The organism is Mycolicibacterium parafortuitum (assembly GCF_002086815.1).
In the GTDB taxonomy this organism is placed as follows: domain Bacteria; phylum Actinomycetota; class Actinomycetes; order Mycobacteriales; family Mycobacteriaceae; genus Mycobacterium; species Mycobacterium parafortuitum.
The window spans coordinates 227,397-247,520 of the sequence record NZ_MVID01000004.1 but is presented as its reverse complement, the minus strand read 5'-3'; the positions used below and the strand labels follow the sequence as shown (position 1 = coordinate 247,520).

Below are 20,124 nucleotides of genomic sequence, written 5' to 3'. Positions count from 1 at the left end.
TATAAACAACAGGGTATGCCGGGGTGTTCCCGCGTTCGCAACGGGCGCGGCCGGTGGCGGGTTCACCGGGTGAACGTGGTCTGCGCGAGCAGCCCGCTGTCGGCCGCGGAGCATCCGCTGTCGACCGTCAGCGCGGTCACCTCACCCGGCGCGGTGCCCGCGATCAGCACCAACACCGTCGGCCGACCCAGTACCTCCAACTGGGTGCCGCCGAGCACGTCGGTGCCGGGCGGGTAGCCGAGGGCGCCCAGGCACGCGGTACGCCGGCGCGCGTCGGCGAGCGGGCCGAGGTCGGCGGGTGCCTGCAGCCGGGTGCGCAGTTCGGCTTCGGACAGCGGGAACGGCGGGTGTGCGGTGCCGACGGTGATCTGCGACGCGGTCGGCCCCGGCGGGAACATCGGGACGGGGTCGTGGGTGAGCATCCGCGCACCGATCACGGTGGCGACCGCCGCGGCGGCGATCCCCAGCGCCAGTGCGATCCGCTGGGTCCGGCTCAACGCCGGCCGGGTCACGGTGTGCGCACCACCGGCGGTGCGCAGCGCCGCGCCGATGCGGGCGGACACCTCGGGGGGAATGTCGGGGCCCGCACCGGGGTCGCTGCCGAACTCGGCGAGCTCGCGCCGCACACGGGCGTCGGCGGCGGAGTCGAACTCCGGCGCCTCGCCGGTGCCGCTGCTCATCTGGTGCCCCCGCCGGTCGAACCCCTGACAGATCGTTCGAGGCTAACCGACGGCTCAGTCGACGACGGAGGCGAAGCAGTCCAGTGTTTCGGCGAGTTTCGCGCGGGCGCGTGAGCACCGCGATTTCACGGTGCCCTCGGCGACCCCGAGCAGGTGGGCGGTCTCGGCCACCGAGAAGCCCTGCATGTCGACGGCCACCACGGCGGCGCGTTGTTCGGCGGGCAGACGCATCAGCGCCCGTTCGATCACGATCGCGGTGTCGAGCCGGCCCGTCGGGTCGAACGCGCCGCCGGCGTCGTCATCGAGCACCTCGCAGGCACGGGTCTTGTTGCGCCGCAATCGATCCAGGCAGGCATTGACGACGATCCGGTACAGCCAGCTGCTCACCGCGCTGTCATGCCGGAACCGCGGTGCGGTGCGGTGTGCGGCCAGCATCGCATCCTGGAGGGCATCGGCGGCGTCGTCGGGATCGCGACTGGTCAGGTACGCCAGCCGATAGAGCCGGCGCTGATGGCGGTAGAACAGCTCCTCGAACGCATAGCGGTCGCCGGCGACGTGGGCGGCCAGCAGTTCGGCATCCGTGCGCACCCGCTGCGGTGGCTGCGGACCGTCCCCGAATATCCCCACAGCCGAACACTAATCGGCACCCGGGGAGGGGTCGGGCACCAGTTTTTCAGGCGCCTCAGGAGGCGGCGTTGAGGGTGATCTCGGCGATGTCCGAACGGCTCTGGCCGTTCACCTGGCCGAGGGTGGAGACCCACACGAGCACATTGGAGGTGGGTTCGGCGTCCTCGACCTCGATGGTGTTGGAGCCGGGTTTGACCGGGGTCGGGTCCGTCAGCGCGGTGGTCGCGTCCAGCGAGGACGGGTTCGGCGACGACGAGGACCGGATCTGCACCTCGGTGCCGGTGCTGTTCAGGTTGATGGTGACCGAGCCGATCTTCGTCGGCTCCGACAGTTGCAGCATCAACCCGACACCGTTCTTGAAGTTCGGGAACGGCACCGGGTCGCTGTAGGTGTCGATCGGCCACACCGTGGAGGAGTCACCGTCGATGGCCAGCCCGGCGGACTCCGGGGCGTCGGCCTCGCCTTCGGGCGAAAACACTGTTGCGCGAACGGGTTTGATCTCGGTGCCGGGGACGGCCGGGCTGGAGGAGGATCGCGATGAGCTCGGGCCGCTGAGCCCGAGTTCGTCGCCGCCGAGGCCACTGCCGACGTCGCCGAAGATCCGGCTGAGGACGGTCGCCAGCAGCACGATCGCGATGACCGCGATGGCGCCTGCCACCGACAGGCCGACGATCAGGCCCTTGCGGCGCCGTGCGGCGGCCTCCGGGTCGGGTTCGTCGGTCCAGGGTGCCGCGGCGGGTTCGGGGGAGGGATCGTCGACCGGCGCGATGTGATCGGTGCGGTCGGCGACCGCGGTCGCCTGCTGCAGCAGGTTCAGCAGCGTCGGGGCGCTGCGGATGCCGCCGCCCTCCTGCACCGCGCGTGCCGCGGCCGCGGAGATCTGGAACGGGATGTCGCGGTCGAGGGTGCGCGGCTCGGTCGGCTGGCCGGCGGCGTCGAGTTCGGCCGGAGCCAGCCCGCTGGGCTCCCCGGTCTCCGGCAGCGGCCACTTGTCGACCAGCAGCGCGTACAGCGCCGCGCCGATCCCGCGGATGTCGTCGTCGGGGGTCGCGTCGGGCAGGGTGGCCGGGAACGCCAGCGCGACGTCGCCGTCGATGCTGACCCGGATCCTGCTGGGATGGTCGATCGACAGCGCGACGCCGTTGCGGTGGGCCACCTCGGCGGCCGCGGCCAGCGACTGGATCGCGCGGGCGCCGCCGATCGGGGACGGGTGGGTGTCGGCGACCTCGGCCAGCGACCCGCCCCGGATCCACTCGGAGACGACGAGGCCGCCGGTGCCGGTCCTGAGCACGTCGAGCACGCGCGCGACGCCGGGCATGTCGATCTGGCTGAGCCGCTGGGTGCGATCCAGGATGGCCTGCACCTGGTGCTCGGGCATCGACCCGTCGGGGTCGACGAACGTCAGCGCCACCTGCCGGTCCAGCGCGGTGTCGGTGGCCTGCCAGAACTTCAGGTGGCTGGGCCCGCCGTGTGAGACGAGCAGCCGGTAGCGGCCACCCGCGATGGTCGCGCCGGGGATCAGATGGGTGTCCTCGGCGGCGGTGGCGGTCTCGATCGCCGGTTCGCGGGGCGGGTCGAACGCGAGCGCCTCGCGGGTGGGGTCGTTGGAGTAGTCGGCGCGCGGGCGCGATACGACCTCGGTGGGCTGCGACGGCGAGGCGGGCAGCACCGTCGTCGCCGAATCGGGCCCGGAATCGGGCGCCTGGTCCACGGGTTCTTTGTCGACTTCTTCGCCGACGCGCTCCGGGACGTCCGGGGTCTCGGGGACGTCGGGCTGGAAGTCGTCGGGGGACGGGCCGGACGGCACCGTGAACCGGGTCGTCGGCGCAGCGTCGACGTCGGGTGAAGAATCGCTGGTGGGTTTGTCGCTCACCGCTGATCCTTTCCGCCTCCCGTCGTCGGCAACCCGGGCCGAGGACTGATTTCTGGCATCAGCGTACGTCAGCGCCCGAGGGGCAAGCGGTGGGACCGCAGCGCCGCCACGACGCCCGGGCAGGCGGCGGCGCACCGCGGCCAGTGCGGCCAGCGCGTCGGGGACCTTGGCGCCGATCAGCACCGCCCCGATGATCGGGACCATCACCAGCCCGATGACCGTCAGCCGGATCAGCGAGCCGCCGCCGCCCCAGTGCTCGGTCAGCTTCTCCAGACCCAGCAACTGGTCGACGACATGGGCGGTCAGCCCCGCGGCCAGCGAGGCGGTGATGGTCACCAGGATCGTGCGCAGCACGTCACGGCTGAGCAGATGGCCGCCCGGCGGGTCCAGGCGGTTGCGCAGCAGCAGGTGGCCGAGGGTGGCCCCGGCCAGGAACCCGAGACCGTTGGCGAGGCCCAGATAGCCGGCGACGAGGTGCGGGTCGTCGGTGACGTGCGGCGCGGCCAACGACGCGACGACCTTGACGATCGTGATGACGACGATCAGCGCGATCGGCGTCCACGGTTCCTCCCGCGCGTAGAACACCCGCAGCTGCAGCAGCGCCATCGTGTACGGGATCAGCGTGAACGCCGACAGCGTGATCGCCATGCCCAGGTAGCCGGCGTCCACGGCACCGAAGTTGCCGTAGGAGAACAGCGCGCTGCCGATCGCCGGACCGCCGACGGTCATCAGCGCCACCACCGGGATCAGCACCAGCATCGTCAGCCGGGTCGCCAGGGACAGGTCCGCGAGCACCGCGGGGCCGTCGTTCGCGGCGGCGTTGCGGGACAGCCGCGGCATCACCACGGTCAGCACGGTGACACCGACGATGCCGAACGGCAGCTGCAGGATCAGCCAGGTGTAGTTGTAGATCGCCGGGCCGGACGCGGCCGCGCCGCTGGCGACCTGGTTGCCGACGATGAACCCGACCTGGCTGATGAGCACGTAGAGCACCATCGCCAGCGCCATCATCCCGAACTTCTTCAGCCGGGCGTCGATACCCCACAGCGGGCGCAGGCTGACCCGTTCGCGGCGGATCGCGACGAACAGCACCGCCGCCTGCGCCACCACGCCCAGCGTGGTACCGACTCCGAGGACCAGCAGCTTGGTGTCGCCCATCCGGACCGGATCGAGCGAGAGTTCGCCCGGCACAAGGACATAGACCACCAGCGTGGCGATGGCGACGACGTTGTTGACCACCGGCGCCCAGGCGGGCGGCCCGAAGATGTTGCGGGTGTTCAGGATTGCCATGAACACCGAGGACAGACCGTAGAAGATGATCTGCGGCAGCAGCAGGTACGCGAACGCGGTGGTCAGCGAGCGGTCCACCATCGGGTCCGACCCGAGCATCAGGTCGACCAGCAGAGGGGCACCGACCGTCGAGACGATGGTGACCGCCAGCAGCAGGGCGGTGGCAAGCGTCAAAAGCCTTCGGATGAACGCGGTTCCGCCGTCGGGGTCGTCGCGTTCGGCACGGGCCAGCACCGGCACGAAGATCGCGGTGAAGGTCGCCTCGAGGACCAGCGCCGCGATCATGTTCGGCAGCTGGTTGGCCACGGTGAACGCACTCGACAGCGCGGCGCCGAGGATCGCGGCGAGCAGCACGATGCGGGCGAATCCGGTCAGCCGGCTGACCAGGGTGGCCACCGCCATCCCCCAGGACCGCGACACCACGGCCCGGTCCGACATCTCCGGGCGCGGCTGGCGGGGCTGGGCGGGTGCGGTGTCGCGCCGGGTCTCAGCCATCGTCGCCGCCCGGCGCGGTGGGTGCGCGACTCTTGGCGGGCCGGCGGGCGCCGGTCTCGTCGTCGTAGGCCAGCGCGACGTCGACCGGGTCCGGCCGGGTCGGGTCGGCCTCGAGATCGGCACGGTCGGGCTGGCCGCGGAACCGGTGCCACAGCCGCCGCCCGACCAGCAGCGCCAGCACCACTCCACCGGTCAGCGTGATGATGAACAGCACCTTGCCGTACGCGTTGGAGTGCACCGACAACCGCACCGGCTCGCCGAGCGGCAGGCCGTCGGCGGTGCGCAGCGCCACGTCGACGGCGACGCGCTGGGTGAAGTGCACCTCGATGGGCACCTTCAGCGGCAGGAAGCCCGGGGGCAGCACGATCTCACCCATGTCGGTGACGGTCATGCCGGGCGGCGCGTCGATGTCCAGCCGCACCCGGATCGGCACCGGAAGGTCGTTGCGCAGCGCCAGCGGCAGCGGACTGCGCTCGGTGGCCAGCGTGTAGGAGCCGCCGGGGTTCACGATCGTCACCGCGTCGAACAGATCCTCGACGGTCTTGCGCACCGTCGTCAGCCGTTGCTGGGCCAGCCCGTTGCGGGCGTCGGGCGGGACCGACAGGCTCAGCGCGCGCAGCAGGTCCTCGCGTAGCGGAGCGGTGTACTGGTTGCCGGTCAGGCCGGTGCGCTCGTCGGTGGTCAGCGCGGCGGTGAGGCCCCACAGCCGGTTCGTCGCGGCGGCGATCCCGGTGACCACGCCGTCGTCGAACCGGCCCCGCGGGCTGCCCAGCGGCCCGTCCGGCGGTGCCGACTCGCGTGCGGTGGTCTGCGCTTCGGCGATCACGACCGGCAGCGGTCGGGGTACGGCGAGGCGGGCCCGGATCGCGGTCGCGACGGCCGACAGGATCGCCTGCGCGTCCGGCGGGGTCAGGTTCCACATCAGCGGAGGCATCAGGATCTGGGTGCGCGGCGCGACATCGGGCCGCAGGCCGTGCCACAGCAACGAGCCGAGCGCCGACTGCAGGCGCGCGGCCGGGGAGTCCTGTTTGACCGCGATGTCGAGCGACGGGTCCACATAGGACGGTGTCTCCGGGGTCGGGCCCACCCCGGCCAGCGCCGCCCCGACTGCCGGGTCGAACGGCGCGGCCACCACGTTGGCGGTGTAACGCACCGGCGCGGTGTCGGCGGTCTCGGCGACGCCGTACTCGCCCTCCTGCGGACCGACCAGGTTGGCCGCGGCAACGGCGACCGTCGGCGCCTGCCCGGACAGCAATTGCAGGGCCGGCGCGGTCAGGGGCCCGTCACCGACCAGGGTGAGGCCGCGAGTGGAGGCGACCCCGAGGATCTGGTCGACGATGCCCGCGGCCCCACCTGTGGCGATCGCGGACAGCCCCGGGTCGGCGACCCGGTTGAGCGCGTCGAGGTCGGCCTGCGCGTAGGTGGTCGGCGCGACGCACAGCCGCCGCGACAGCGTCTTGAGCCGGTTGAGCCAGTCGATGGCGGCCTGCTGACCCGCGCCCGGATGGGTCGGGGTGCCGGGGCCCGCGTCGGCGGCGTCGTTGACGACGTAGCCGTTGGTCATCGCGTTGACGGTGACGAGCAGGTCGGGGTCGACGGCCAGGCACAGTGCCCGCCCGACCGTGCCGTCGGGGTCCACGTCCGGGCTCGTCGCGAAGTCGACCGCGCTGAGCATCGTGTCCAACCGCCCACCGGCGGCCAGCGACGTCGCGAGGTCGTCGTCGATCAACCGCACCGGGGTGGTGCCGCCGGGCGCACCCGCGGCCAGCCGGGGCTTGTCGGCCAGCGGCCAGAACATGGTCAGCCCGACCGGTCGCGTGATGTCCGGTGCGACCGTGGAGTCGAAGGCCTCGCCGGCGGAGTCCGATCCCGGCTGCGGGGGCACGCCGAGCACGGGCAGAAGGAACCGGGAGTCGTCGAGCCGGGCCGGCGACCCGTAGTCGGGGGTGCCGTTGACGTTGACCATCAACGGGTACACGCCCGGTTCGTCGATGCGCATCGACGAGCGGTCGTCGGCGCGCAGGGGATAGGCGAGCCGGAACGGGACCTTCTGTCCGCGGGCGAGTTCCGGTGCGGCGGTGATGAAGTCGGCGACGGGGGAGTACTGGTCGACGTTGCCCGCGAGGTCGGTGCGCAACTGGCTGGACGACGTGACGGCGCCGGCCCGTTCGAGTCGCACCACGATGTCGCGAACCGGCCGATCGCCGACGTTGCTGATGGTTCCGGTGACGATCACCGTCGGGTTACTGGTGGTGGTGACGATGTCCGGGGTGACGTTGTCGATCTGCACCTTCAGGAACGGCATCGATCCCGGCTGGGCGGACGCGGTCGGAGGCGCAACAGCGGGGGCGACCGCGAACAGCAGCGCGACGACCGCGGCGAGCAGCCGCGCGGCGCGGCTCACGGCCCTTGACCGCAGCCGTTCGTCCTCCGGCCGGGCTGTTGTTGGGTGGTCGGATCCGGTCTGTTCCTGCGCGTGTGGGAGTGCGTCTGGCCGCGCCGGCGCGGCGTCGAGTGGGGCAGCGGCGGAAGGGCGCCGGGGCCGTCGGTGTGCAGTTTGTCGATGAGCTCGTCGGCGACCTCGGCGAGTTTGCGTTCGTCGGCGTAGGCCAGCCGCGACGGCAGCTCCTTGAGCGGCACCCACGCGACCTCGCTGACTTCGACGTCTTCGTCGGAGAGCTCACCGCCACGGAATCGCATCAGGTAATGGTGCACGGTCTTGTGCACGCGCCTGCCCTCGGTCACGAACCAGTAGTCGATGCTGCCGAGCGCGGCCAGCACGGTGCCCTCGATCCCGGTCTCCTCGGCGACCTCGCGGATCGCGGTCTGTTCGGCCGTCTCGCCCATCTCGATGTGGCCCTTCGGCAGTGACCACAGCATCCGGCCGCGCCGGTCGATGCGGCCGATCAGCGCCGCGACCTGGCTGTCCTTCGGCCCGTCGAGCCCGTCGATGACCAGGCCCCCTGCGGACGTCTCGTGCACGGTGCGCAGGCGTTCCTGTGGGCGCCGGGCCCTGCTCTTCTGGGGCTTGGGCGTTTGGACCGGCTTGTCGGCTGCCGCGGGTTTGTCGAAAGACGCCGGTTTGTCGAAAGAGGGCGTCCCCGAGTTCGGCTGCTTGCGGTTGGTGGCCTGCTCGGTTCCCGCCTCGGGCGGACCCGCAGCGCGTCGGCCGCGGCGGCGTCCTCGACGCCGTCGTGGTTTGGCCTGCTCGCCGTCCGACACCCAAGCGATAGTAGCTGGCACCGGTACCGCCAATCGCCGCACTCGCCGGTCGGTGACATGGCTGTGACCAGTGGGCTCGCCAGGACCAGTAGGCTCACCGGACGTGCCCGACCCCATCTCCGATGCCGAACGCCTGGCGACAGCGCAAGTCGCGCTGAACCGCCGCGGCGAAGTGCTGCGTGGTCTCGGCCGGGTGTTCGCCGACCACGGACACGAGCTGTACCTGGTGGGCGGTCCGGTCCGCGACGCGCTGCTGGGCCGCTTCAATCCGGACACCAACGACCTGGACTTCACCACCGACGCCCGCCCCGACCAGATGCAGCGATTCCTGCGCGGTTGGGGTGACGCGCTGTGGGACACCGGCATCGAGTTCGGCACGCTCGGCGTCGCCAAGGGCGCCGACCGGCTGGAGATCACCACCTTCCGGGCCGACTCCTATGACCAGGTGTCGCGCAATCCGGAGGTCCGGTTCGGCGACAACCTGGCCGACGATCTGGTGCGCCGAGATTTCACCGTGAACGCGATGGCGGTGCGGGTCACCGCCGACGGACCGACCGAATTCCTGGACCCACTCGACGGGCTGTCCGCGCTTCGCGACGGCGTGCTCGACACCCCCGCCGCCCCGGAGGTGTCGTTCGGCGACGACCCGCTGCGGATGCTGCGCGCGGCGAGGTTCGTCTCGCAGCTCGGGTTCACCGTCGCGCCGCGGGTGCGAACCGCGCTGCAGGAGATGGCCCCGCAGCTGGCGCGGATCACCGCCGAACGGGTCGCCGCGGAGCTGGACAAGCTGCTGCTCGGGCAGGACCCGGTGGCCGGGCTGGACCTGATGGTCGAGACCGGCCTGGGTGACGTGGTGCTGCCCGAGATCGGTGCGATGCGGATGGCGATCGACGAGCACCACCAGCACAAGGACGTCTACCAGCATTCGCTGACCGTGCTCAGACAGGCCATCGACCTCGAAGAAGACGGGCCCGACCTGGTGTTGCGCTGGGCGGCGCTGCTGCACGACATCGGCAAGCCCGCGACCCGCAGACACGAATCCGACGGCGGGGTGAGCTTCCACCACCACGAGGTGGTCGGGGCGAAGATGGCGCGCAAGCGGATGCGTGAGCTCAAGTACTCGAAGCAGATGATCACCGACGTGTCCCAGCTGGTGTATCTGCACCTGCGGTTCCACGGCTACGGCGACGGCCGGTGGACGGACTCGGCGGTGCGGCGCTACGTCACCGACGCCGGGCCGCTGCTGAGCCGGCTGCACAAGCTGGTGCGCGCGGACTGCACGACCCGCAACAAGCGCCGCGCGGCGCGGCTGCAGGCCAACTACGACGACCTCGAGCGGCGCATCGCGGAACTGGCCGAGAAGGAAGACCTGGCGCGGGTGCGCCCCGACATCGACGGCAACGAGATCATGTCGATCCTCGGGATCCCGCCGGGACCGCAGGTCGGCAAGGCGTGGAGCTATCTCAAGGAGCTGCGGATGGACCGCGGGCCGCTCGATCACGACGAGGCGGTGCAGGAACTGTTGACATGGTGGAACCAGCAGGGCGAGCCGCGCGTCTGAACAGATGTGGAGTATTGCCTGGGTGATCCGGACGGTTCGGCCACGATGTGGAGCGCCGGCCTCGACACCGATCTGGACGGCGACGGGGTGTTCGACGCGCTCGGCATCGACCTCGACGACGACGGGTTGGCCGACGACGCGCTGACCGATCTGGACGGCGACGGGACGGCCGATCATGCGGCGCTGGACCTTGACGGCGACGGGGCGCGGGAGGCCTATTTCACCGACGACGGCACCGGCACCTGGTCGGTCGGGGCGGATCGGATCGGCGGCGCGCTGCGCTGGTTCGGTCTCGACGGTGTCGAGCAGCCCGCGTCGGCGCAACCCGTGGACATCGACGGCGACGGCGCCCCGGAACGGTTGGCCGACGCCGACGGTGACGGTCTGGCCGACCGGGCTTTCGGCACCGGCCAGGCCTGGGCGGACACCGACGGCGACGGCAGCTGGGACGTCCGGCTCGTCGACTCCGACGGTGACGGCGCCGCCGACAGCGCCGAAACCCTGCGGTGACCGGCGGTCCCGTCGCCCCGCGAGCGCGCATGTCTGCACGCCGACGCGCCGCCGATTCCGGACGACAGCGCGCATTCGTCAGCGGCGAGCGCGCGTGAACCTAATCGCGGCCGGTACCCGGCGGCCCGGCGAACGCCTGCGCGATCGTCAGCCACCGCTCGGCATCGGCTCCGGTCGCGACGACGTCCAGCGCGCCACGTGGCCGCCGCTGGGTGACGAGCATGCAGAAGTGCTCGGCCGTTCCGGTCACCCGCTGCGCCGCATCGGGCGGACCCCACTCCCAGCTGGCGCCGTCCGGTGCACTCAGTTTCACGTGGAACGGTTCCGCGGGCGGGGTCAGCCCGTGCACCGAGAATGCGAAATCACGGGTGCGGACCCCGATGTGCGCGACCGAGCGCAGCCGTGACGTCGGCGCCCGGGTCACCCCGAGGGCGTCGGCGACGTCGAGCCCGTGCGCCCAGGTCTCCATCAGCCGCGCGGTCGCCATCGACGCGGCGCTCATCGGCGGACCGAACCAGGGCAGTTTGCGGCCGTCGGCGACGGCGACGAGTTCGTCGTGCAGCGCGGTGCGTGCTTCGCGCCAGTCGGCCAGCAACACCGCAGGCGGTGTGGCTGCCAGTTGCGCGGCGCCGTCGTCGACGAAGTGCGGGTTGTGCGCCGAGTCCGCGACGACGGCCGCGAAGGCCGCCTCATCGGTCACGGCCAGCATCGCGACGCGATCGGTCCACAGCAGGTGGGCGATCTGATGGGCGATGGTCCAGCCCGCCGCCGGGGTGTCGGCCGCCCACCGGCCGGGTTCCAGGCCCGCGACCAGCGTGTCGAGCTCGTCGCTTTCGGCCCGCAGTTCGGCGACCAATGAGGCGGCTGTGGCCATGCGGCTCACCCTAGCCGCGTCGCGCGCGCCGTCCTACCGTCGCGTGGATCGCCAGGCCCACCAGATAAAGCACCGAGCCGGCCACCGCCAGGCCGGGGGAACGGCCGTCGGCGGGGATCACCGCGGCTGCGCAGGAGATCGCAGCGATGAACGCCATCCAGAACAGCGCGTCCTGCACCGCGAACAGGTGGCCGCGCAGCGCGTCGGCGACATCGATCTGCATCGCCGAGTCGACGCACAGCTTGACCACCTGACCGGCCGCGCCGAGCACCAGGCCGCAGACGATCATCACCGGCAGTTGCAGTGTGGCGCCGCACAATTGCACGCAGGCCGCCAGCAGCAGCGCGCCGTTCGGCGTCGCGTATCGGCCCCACTTCCTGATCAGCGCGGGCGTGGCGATGGTCGCGAGGAACTGTCCGGTGCCGCCGGCCATCACGAACAGCACCGTGATGCCGAACCCGGCGACCGTCGCATCCTCGACGTGGCGGACCATCACCAGCATCAGCAGTGTGTTGATCCCGAACACCATCCGGTGCGATGCGAGCCCGGCCAGTGTCGAGGCCACCGCCGGGACGGCGATCACGGTGCGCGCTCCGTGCAGCCATCCTGTCGCGACGGCGTAGACGACCGACCCGTGCACCGCGGCCGCGGAGGGGTCGGGGCCGAGGAGCCGGGGCGGGAACCGCATTGACAGCCACAGTGCGCCCGCGACCGGAACCGCGACCATCAGAATCGTGATCGAAGATCCCGAATCGCCTGCGCCGAACAGCCAGCGCGGCAGCAGCATGAAGATCGCGCCCGTGAACGCGCCGATCGAGCTGGTCAGCGTTGCCACCGAGTTCATCGCGATCACCTGATCGCGCGGCACGACGTGCGGCAGCGCCGCCGACAGGCCGGCGGACACGAACCGGGTGAAACCGTTGGCGACCAACGCGCTCAACAGGATCGGGATGTCGCCGGCCCCGGCTGCCAGCAGCGCCCCGACCACCAGGATCACCGCCACCCGCCCGGTGTTGGCGCCGATGAGCACCAGTCGGCGGTCCCAGCGGTCCAGCAGCGCACCGGCGAACGGGCCGAGCAGCGAGTAGGGCAGGAACAGCGCGGCGAACGCACCGGCGATGGCCCACGGATCGGCCTCGCGTTCCGGGTTGAACAGCAGCGCGCCGGCAATGCCCGCCTGGAACAGTCCCTCGGCGAACTGGCTGACTGCCCGCAGTTCCAGCAGTCTGCGGAAGTCGGGCAGCGCCCGCACCGCACGCCATGACGTCCGGGTTGCGTCGTCTGGCACGAAGGTCACGTCCTGGGGCGGGGAGCCGGGTCGGGGTCGGATGTTTCGGGGGAGAACCCGACCCACAGTACAAATATCGGGCCGGGCTGTGCTCGTTCGCCACGATCTGCCAAGGGTGGTGACATGATGGATGAATGGGCCAGCCCGACGATCCGGAGGAGTACCAGGACAGGGCCGCACCGATCGCGCCCCGGGTCCGCGCGGGGACGTTGCTGCTGGCCGACACCGACCTGCTGGAGCCGACCTTCCGGCGCAGCGTCATCTACGTCGTCGAGCACAACGACGGCGGCACCCTCGGGGTGGTGCTGAACCGGCCGAGCGAGACGCCGGTCTATAACGTGCTGCCGCAGTGGGCGAAGCTGGCGGCCAAACCGAAGACGATGTTCATCGGCGGGCCGGTGAAACGCGATTCGGCGCTGTGCCTGGGAACCCTGCGCGAGGGCGCCGATCCGTCCGGGGTGGCAGGCCTGCGCCACGTGCAGGGCCGGGTGGTGATGGTCGATCTGGACGCCGACCCGGATTCGTTGGCCCCGATGCTTCAGGGAGTCCGGATCTTCGCGGGCTATTCGGGCTGGACCATCGGACAGCTCGAAGGTGAGATCGAGCGTGACGACTGGATCGTGTTGTCCGCGTTACCTTCTGACGTTCTGGTAGAGCCGCGGGTCGATCTGTGGGGCCGGATCCTGCGCCGCCAGCCGATGCCGCTGTCGCTGCTGGCGACCCATCCGATCGACCTGAGCCGGAACTAGACCCCGACCAGTACGACTAGCTACCGCACGTCAGCGTGCACGACCCGCACGCACTCCCGCATCCGCCGGTGCTCTTCGCGGCGGCTTGGCGCGCGTTCTGCAGCGTGACCACCTTGGCGTTCTGCCAGCAGCCGGCGGCCACGGTGCCGATCGCGCCGAGGACGCACACGCCGAGGATGACGGCGGCGAGCTGGCTCTGGGTCGATTCCCGCGCCGCCAGTGCGACGGCCCCACCGACCGCGAGCATCGCGGCGGCGGCGAGCTGGGTGGGCGCGAGCGCGCGCAGCACCTGCTGAACGAAATCGGTGGAGGGGCGGCGGCGCAGCGACCAGATTCCGGAAGCAGCGGTCGCGACGGCCGCGCACAGACAGAGAATCGCGGCGACCAGCATGAGGCGAGTTTACGGGGTCCGGGCAGGGCCGCCGTCCCCCGGGCGCCAGGCTTCGCCCGGGGGACGACGTTGTTATCCCTGCAATCCCAGCAGCTGTGGCGGGGGAGCCGCTGCCGGAACGCTGGGAGCTTGGGGTGCGGCCGCAGGTAGCGGCAGCGCGGGGGTGCCGGGAAGCGGCATCACCGGTGCTGGGCCGGGGATGCCGACCTTGAAGCCGTTGACGATCGCATCGGTGGCGTCGGCGGCCGCGACCACCTGGTCGACACTGGTGGTCACCGCCAGCGACACCAGGTACCGGTCGGCTCCGGCGGTCGCGATGACGTGGCGCCGCGAGGTGTTCAGCGTCAGGGTGTTCTCGCGGTAGGTGCCCTCGATCAGCGCCGACGGCATCCCGCCGAAGTCGGCCATCGACGCGTCGGTGGAGCGCCACGCGGGCAGCTTCTGGCTGTCGACGAAGCCGTGGCTGATGGCTTCCTTCGGGTCGAACTCGCCGACCAGCTTGTAGACCTTCACCTGCGCGTTCGACGAGTACAGCCCGTTGCCGCCGACACGGTCGGCCAGCACGGCGAACGCGTCGGGCACGTTCGGGTCGGGGATGTGTTCCCAGCCCCGCGGCTTCGGCAACACGATGTTCAGCGCCCTGAAGTCGGTGGCGCTCTGCGGTTCCATCGCGACGCCCTTGGCCGCGAAGAACTCGGCGAGGGTGCCCGAGGTCGCGGGCACGATGGTGGTCACCGGGCGCGGCGGCACCACGGGGGCGGCGCTGGCCGCCGCGGGTACCGCGACCGCGGCGGCGGGTGCGCCTGTGGGGGCGGCGACCGGGGCCTGCAGCGCGGGGGCCGCGGCGTTCGGGGTGACGGTGACTGTCTGGGTCACCGTGGCCGGTGCGGGTAGCGCGGGCTGGGGTGACACGGGCTGAGCGGAAGCCGTCGACGTGACACCCAGCACACCGGTGACACCGGCGGCCAATGCGCCGATCCCCCCTGCCAGAGTCCGCCAGCGACGGGCGTTTTCGCTCATTGTCGGTGCTGTCCTTCCCGGTCCGAGGGGCTGTCAGGCGACGAATGTATCCACGCCCCGCACGGACCCACCAGCGCCGGTATCGACCTGGAATCAACCCCTGATGCATCCGCAACGGAACCGAGACCAACCCGTGGCCGGGAAATCGGAGAAGCAGGTGCTTATACCCTGGTGGGGTGACTGAAACGCCGAATCGATCCGCTGTGGCCGACGACACTCCCCGGTTCCGCTACACCGCGGAGCTCGCCGGTGAGATCGAGCGCGCGTGGCAGCAGCAGTGGGCGCAGGACGGCACCTTCCATGTCGACAACCCGGTGGGGGCGCTCGCGCCGGCCGACGGCGGCCAGGTGCCCGCGGACAAGATGTTCGTCCAGGACATGTTCCCGTACCCGTCGGGCGAGGGTCTGCACGTCGGGCACCCGCTCGGCTACATCGCGACTGATGTATACGCCCGCTACTACCGGATGGCCGGTCGTAATGTGTTGCACGCGTTGGGGTTCGACGCGTTCGGCCTGCCCGCCGAGCAGTACGCGATCCAGACCGGCACGCACCCGCGCACGCGCACCGAGGCCAACATCGTCAACTTCCGCCGCCAGCTCGGCCGGCTGGGGCTCGGCCACGACTCACGGCGCAGCTTCTCCACCACCGACGTCGACTTCTACAAGTGGACGCAATGGATCTTCCTGCAGATCTTCAATGCGTGGTTCGACCCGGAGCAGAACAAGGCCCGCCCGATCTCGGAGCTGATCGCCGAGTTCGAGGCCGGTACGCGTGAGGTCGGCGACGGGCGCGAATGGGCGGACCTCGACGCGGGCGCACGCGCCGACGTCGTCGACTCGCATCGGCTGGTCTACCTTGCCGATTCGGTGGTCAACTGGTGCCCCGGGCTGGGCACGGTGCTGGCCAACGAGGAGGTCACCGCCGACGGCCGCAGCGAGCGCGGCAACTTCCCGGTGTTCAGAAAGCGCTTGCGGCAGTGGATGATGCGGATCACCGCGTACTCCGACCGGTTGCTGGACGACCTGGAGCTGCTGGACTGGCCGGACAAGGTCAAGACGATGCAGCGCAACTGGATCGGGCGTTCGACGGGCGCCTCTGTCCAATTCGGCACCGACGCAGGCGATATCGAGGTGTTCACCACCCGCCCCGACACGTTGTTCGGGGCGACGTACATGGTGCTGGCACCCGAGCACGACCTGGTGGACCGGTTGGTCGCGCAGGCCTGGCCCGAGGGCACCGACGAGCGGTGGACGTTCGGGGCGGCCACCCCGGTCGAGGCGGTCGCGGCCTACCGGGCGTCGATCGCGGCCAAGTCCGATCTGGAGCGGCAGGAGAACAAGTCCAAGACCGGTGTGTTCCTGGGCTCCTATGCGACGAATCCCGCCAACGGGCAACAGGTTCCGGTGTTCATCGCCGACTACGTGCTGGCCGGTTACGGCACCGGCGCGATCATGGCGGTGCCCGGCGGTGATCAGCGCGACTGGGATTTCGCCACCGCGTTCGGGTTGCCGATCGTCGAGGTGGTCAGCGGCGGGGACGTGTCGGTGGAGGCGTACACCGGTGACGGTGTGATGGTGAACTCCGGCTTCCTGGACGGGATGGACGTCACGTCGGCGAAGCAGGCGATGACCGAGCGGCTGACCGCCGACGGGCGGGGCCGCGAGCGCGTCGAATACAAGCTGCGGGACTGGCTTTTCGCGCGGCAGAGATACTGGGGTGAGCCGTTCCCCGTCGTCTACGACAGCGACGGCCGCGCCCACGGCCTGCCTGAGCACATGCTGCCGGTCGAACTGCCCGACGTGCCGGACTACTCGCCGGTGTCGTTCGACCCGAACGACGCCGACAGCGAGCCGTCACCGCCGCTGGCGAAGGTGACCGACTGGGTCACCGTCGAGCTCGATCTCGGCGACGGTCCCAAGCAGTACACGCGCGACACCAACGTGATGCCGCAATGGGCGGGCAGCTCCTGGTACGAACTGCGCTACACCGACCCGACCAACACAGAGGCGATGTGCGCCAAGGAGAACGAGGCGTACTGGATGGGTCCCCGGCCCGCCGAGCACGGGCCCGACGACCCGGGCGGCGTCGACCTGTACGTGGGCGGTGTCGAGCACGCGGTGCTTCACCTGCTGTACTCGCGGTTCTGGCACAAGGTGCTCTACGACCTGGGCCATGTCAGCTCGCGCGAGCCGTATCGCCGGCTGGTGAACCAAGGCTACATCCAGGCTTTCGCGTACACGGACTCCCGCGGTGCCTACGTGCCCGCCGCAGAGGTGACCGAGCGTGACCGCAAGTTCTACTGGACCGGCCCCGACGGGGAGATCGAGGTCAACCAGGAGTTCGGCAAGATCGGCAAGAGTCTGAAGAACTCGGTGTCGCCGGACGAGATCTGCGACAACTACGGCGCGGACACGCTGCGCGTCTACGAGATGTCGATGGGTCCGCTGGAGGCGTCCCGGCCATGGGCCACCAAGGACGTCGTCGGCGCGTACCGGTTCCTGCAGCGGGTGTGGCGGCTGGTGGTCAGCGAGGACTCGGGGGAGACGATCGCGACGGACGATGCGCTCGACGACGACACGTTGCGGTTGCTGCACCGCACCATCGCCGGGACGGCGGAGGATTACGCGGCGCTGCGCAACAACACCGCCGCGGCCAAGCTCATCGAGTACACCAACCACCTGACCAAGCAGTCGGTGACGGCGCGGGCAGCGCTGGAACCCCTGGTGCTGATGCTGGCTCCGCTGGCCCCGCACCTGGCCGAGGAACTGTGGAAACGGCTGGGCCACGACTCTTCGCTGGCGCACGGACCGTTCCCGGTGGCCGACGAGCGCTACCTCGTCGAAGACACCGTCGAGTACCCGGTCCAGGTCAACGGCAAGGTCCGCGGCCGGGTCACGGTGCCCGCGGACGCGGCCGCCGACGCGGTCGAGGCGGTCGCGCTGGCCGACGAGAAGGTCGTCGCGTTCCTCGACGGCAAGGCCCCGAAGAAGGTCATCGTGGTGCCCGGCCGGCTGGTCAACGTGGTGGTCTGAACCCTTTCGGGCGACAAGAGTAGGGCGTAGCTTTACGGGTACCCGGCCGCGGTCGTGACCGCTGCCGGAGGCTTAGGAGCACGCATGGCTGTCGAGGCACCGAACCTGCTGACTCTCGAGCCGAGACGACCGTTTCCCGCGCGCCTCGGCCCGAAGGGCAATCTGCTCTACAAACTGATCACCACCACCGATCACAAGCTGATCGGGATCATGTACATCGTCACCTGCTTCGCCTTCTTCCTGGTGGGCGGGTTGATGGCGCTGTTGATCCGCACCGAACTCGCCTCGCCCGGACTGCAGTTCCTGTCCAACGAGCAGTACAACCAGCTGTTCACCATGCACGGCACGGTGATGCTGCTGTTCTACGCCACCCCGATCGTGTTCGGTTTCGCGAACCTGGTGCTGCCGCTGCAGATCGGCGCGCCCGACGTCGCCTTCCCGCGGTTGAACGCGTTCTCGTTCTGGCTGTTCCTGTTCGGCGGTCTGATCGCGATGGCCGGGTTCATCGTGCCCGGCGGCGCCGCGGACTTCGGGTGGACGGCGTACTCGCCGCTGACCGATGCGATCCACTCCCCGGGCCCCGGCGGGGACCTGTGGATCATGGGTCTGGCGGTCGGCGGTCTGGGCACCATTCTCGGCGGCGTCAACATGATCACCACCGTGGTGTGTATGCGCGCCCCCGGCATGACGATGTTCCGGATGCCGATCTTCACCTGGAACATCCTGGTGACCTCGATCCTGGTGCTGATGGCCTTCCCGATCCTGACCGCGGCGTTGTTCGCGCTGGCCGCGGACCGCCATCTCGGCGCCCATGTCTACGACCCCGCCAACGGCGGCGCGATCCTGTGGCAGCACCTGTTCTGGTTCTTCGGCCACCCCGAGGTGTACATCGTGGCGCTGCCGTTCTTCGGCATCGTGACCGAGATCTTCCCGGTGTTCAGCCGCAAGCCGATCTTCGGCTACACCACGCTGATCTACGCGACGCTGGGTATCGCGGCACTGTCGGTGGTGGTGTGGGCGCACCACATGTTCGCCACCGGTGCGGTGCTGCTGCCGTTCTTCGCGTTCAGCACCTACCTGATCGCGGTGCCGACCGGTATCAAGTTCTTCAACTGGATCGGCACGATGTGGAAGGGCCGGTTGACGTTCGAGACGCCGATGTTGTTCTCGGTCGGCTTCATCGCGACGTTCCTGCTCGGTGGTCTGTCGGGGGTGATCCTGGCCAGTCCGCCGCTGGACTTCCATGTCACCGACAGCTATTTCGTGATCGCGCACTTCCACTACGTGCTGTTCGGCACCATCGTGTTCGCGACCTACGCCGGCATCTACTTCTGGTTCCCGAAGATGACCGGACGGCTGCTCGACGAGCGCCTCGGCAAGCTGCACTTCTGGCTGACGTTCATCGGTTTTCACGTCACGTTCCTGGTGCAGCACTGGCTCGGTGACGAGGGCATGCCGCGTCGCTACGCCGACTACCTGCCCTCCGACGGATTCACCACGCTGAACATCGTGTCCACGATCGGCGCGTTCATCCTCGGCCTGTCGACGCTGCCGTTCCTGTGGAACGTGTTCAAGAGCTGGCGCTACGGCGAGGTCGTCACCGTCGACGACCCGTGGGGCTACGGCAACTCCCTGGAGTGGGCCACCAGCTGCCCGCCGCCGCGCCACAACTTCACCGAACTGCCCCGGATCCGTTCCGAGCGACCGGCCTTCGAGCTGCACTACCCGCACATGATCGAGCGGATGCGTTCCGAGGCGCACGTCGGCAAGCACGCGACGGCCGGGGAGTCCCCGGAGGGTTTCGGGCCGCGGACCGAGCCCGACCGCTCCTAGCGCGGCCGGATGATCACTTCGTGGACGTGCGCGTCGCGCGGGGCGTTGATCGCGTCGACGGTCAGCTGAGCGACGGTCTGGGGGCTCAGGAACTGGTCCGGGTCGTACGGGCGGCCCTCGTAGGCGATGAGGTCCTCCTGCATCGCGGTCGCGATGCGGCCCGGGTGTACGGAGGTGACCCGCAGGGACGGCTCGTCGGCGCGCAGGGAGTCGGCGAAGCCGCGCAGCGCGAACTTGCTCGCCGTGTACGACGCGAGGCCGGGGGAGGCGTTGATCCCGGCGCCGGAGTTGATGAACACCACGTGCCCGCCCGCGGCGCGCAGCGCGGGCAGCAGCTCCAGGGTCAGCGCCACCACCCCGATCAGATTCACCGACATCGTCGCGCGCCATTCGTCGACGCTGGACTCCGCGACGCGGCCGGGGTAGGCCACACCGGCGTTGTGGATCAGCACGTCGAGCTCGACGATCGGTTCGACGACGGCGGGGATCGAATCGGGATCGGCCAGGTCGAGCGGCCAGGTGGTCGCCCCGAGCCGCTCGGCGACCTCGTCGAGGCGCCGCGACGGCCGGCCTGCCAGAAACAGCGTGTGGGTGGGGGCCAGCGCGTCGGCCAGGGCCGAACCCAGCCCTCCGGAGGCCCCGGTGATCATCGCGGTCGGCACACCTGAGACCCTACCGA

Annotated in this window: 15 protein-coding genes; 5 read left to right on the top strand and 10 right to left on the bottom strand. The window is 70.3% G+C overall.

The annotated features are described in order from the left end of the window. Nucleotides 1-62 precede the first annotated feature (62 nt). Genes BST38_RS07650 through BST38_RS07630 form a run of 5 tightly spaced genes read right to left on the bottom strand, consistent with a single transcriptional unit; the run spans nt 63 to nt 8,187 of the window. Nucleotides 63-680 (bottom strand): RsmA family anti-sigma factor, encoded by a 618-nt coding sequence (locus BST38_RS07650; protein ID WP_083142659.1) that lies wholly within the window; start codon nt 678-680, stop codon nt 63-65. Nucleotides 681-734: 54 nt separating this feature from the next. Continuing rightward, entirely contained in the window at nt 735-1,307 is a 573-nt protein-coding gene (gene sigM / locus BST38_RS07645; RefSeq protein ID WP_083142658.1) for an RNA polymerase sigma factor SigM, read from the bottom strand. Nucleotides 1,308-1,362: 55 nt separating this feature from the next. Further along, nucleotides 1,363-4,965: a murein biosynthesis integral membrane protein MurJ gene (gene murJ, locus BST38_RS07640; protein ID WP_083142657.1), complete on the bottom strand. Its 3,603-nt coding sequence runs from the start codon at nt 4,963-4,965 to the stop codon at nt 1,363-1,365. Next, nucleotides 4,958-7,369, bottom strand: coding sequence for a DUF6049 family protein (locus tag BST38_RS07635; protein WP_083142656.1), 2,412 nt, complete (start codon nt 7,367-7,369; stop codon nt 4,958-4,960). Before BST38_RS07635 ends, murJ begins: the two co-directional genes overlap by 8 nt. Then, nucleotides 7,366-8,187 (bottom strand): NUDIX hydrolase, encoded by an 822-nt coding sequence (locus BST38_RS07630; RefSeq protein ID WP_110781674.1) that lies wholly within the window; start codon nt 8,185-8,187, stop codon nt 7,366-7,368. The genes BST38_RS07635 and BST38_RS07630 overlap by 4 nt, the downstream gene beginning before the upstream one ends. Before the next feature lie 103 nt (nt 8,188-8,290). Between BST38_RS07630 and BST38_RS07625 the strand changes: the two genes are divergently transcribed. Beyond that, complete coding sequence (locus BST38_RS07625; protein ID WP_083142655.1) at nt 8,291-9,748, top strand: CCA tRNA nucleotidyltransferase; 1,458 nt, start codon at nt 8,291-8,293, stop codon at nt 9,746-9,748. A gap of 6 nt (nt 9,749-9,754) precedes the next feature. Further along, on the top strand, nt 9,755-10,258 hold the full coding sequence (locus BST38_RS07620; protein ID WP_083142654.1) for a pullulanase: 504 nt from the start codon (nt 9,755-9,757) through the stop codon (nt 10,256-10,258). 100 nt (nt 10,259-10,358) lie between these two features. Here the strand turns inward: BST38_RS07620 and BST38_RS07615 are convergent, their stop codons facing one another. Then, entirely contained in the window at nt 10,359-11,132 is a 774-nt protein-coding gene (locus tag BST38_RS07615; RefSeq protein ID WP_083142653.1) for a TIGR03084 family metal-binding protein, read from the bottom strand. 10 nt (nt 11,133-11,142) lie between these two features. Beyond that, entirely contained in the window at nt 11,143-12,420 is a 1,278-nt protein-coding gene (locus tag BST38_RS07610) for an MFS transporter (RefSeq protein WP_083142772.1), read from the bottom strand. 134 nt (nt 12,421-12,554) lie between these two features. Here BST38_RS07610 and BST38_RS07605 point away from each other — a divergent pair, with 134 nt between their 5' ends. Further along, the gene (locus BST38_RS07605) at nt 12,555-13,169 is read left to right on the top strand and encodes a YqgE/AlgH family protein (protein ID WP_083142652.1); all 615 of its coding nucleotides are present in this window, start codon (nt 12,555-12,557) and stop codon (nt 13,167-13,169) included. Between the two features lie 16 nt (nt 13,170-13,185). On the opposite strand, the gene BST38_RS07600 is transcribed toward BST38_RS07605, so the two are convergent. Together BST38_RS07600 and BST38_RS07595 are read right to left on the bottom strand one after the other, a co-directional pair. Then, nucleotides 13,186-13,560, bottom strand: coding sequence for a hypothetical protein (locus BST38_RS07600; RefSeq protein WP_083142651.1), 375 nt, complete (start codon nt 13,558-13,560; stop codon nt 13,186-13,188). Nucleotides 13,561-13,632: 72 nt separating this feature from the next. After that, nucleotides 13,633-14,580, bottom strand: coding sequence for an LpqN/LpqT family lipoprotein (locus BST38_RS07595; RefSeq protein WP_083142650.1), 948 nt, complete (start codon nt 14,578-14,580; stop codon nt 13,633-13,635). A 176-nt stretch (nt 14,581-14,756) separates the two neighbouring features. Here BST38_RS07595 and leuS point away from each other — a divergent pair, with 176 nt between their 5' ends. Together leuS and ctaD are read left to right on the top strand one after the other, a co-directional pair. Next, on the top strand, nt 14,757-17,612 hold the full coding sequence (leuS, locus tag BST38_RS07590; RefSeq protein WP_083142649.1) for a leucine--tRNA ligase: 2,856 nt from the start codon (nt 14,757-14,759) through the stop codon (nt 17,610-17,612). Nucleotides 17,613-17,696: 84 nt separating this feature from the next. Further along, a complete protein-coding gene (gene ctaD, locus BST38_RS07585) occupies nt 17,697-19,445 on the top strand; it encodes an aa3-type cytochrome oxidase subunit I (protein ID WP_083142648.1) in 1,749 nt (582 codons plus the stop codon). Here ctaD and BST38_RS07580 read toward each other — a convergent pair. After that, nucleotides 19,442-20,107, bottom strand: a complete 666-nt coding sequence (locus tag BST38_RS07580; protein WP_083142647.1) for an SDR family oxidoreductase — start codon at nt 20,105-20,107, stop codon at nt 19,442-19,444. The genes ctaD and BST38_RS07580 overlap by 4 nt on opposite strands. Nucleotides 20,108-20,124 lie beyond the last annotated feature (17 nt).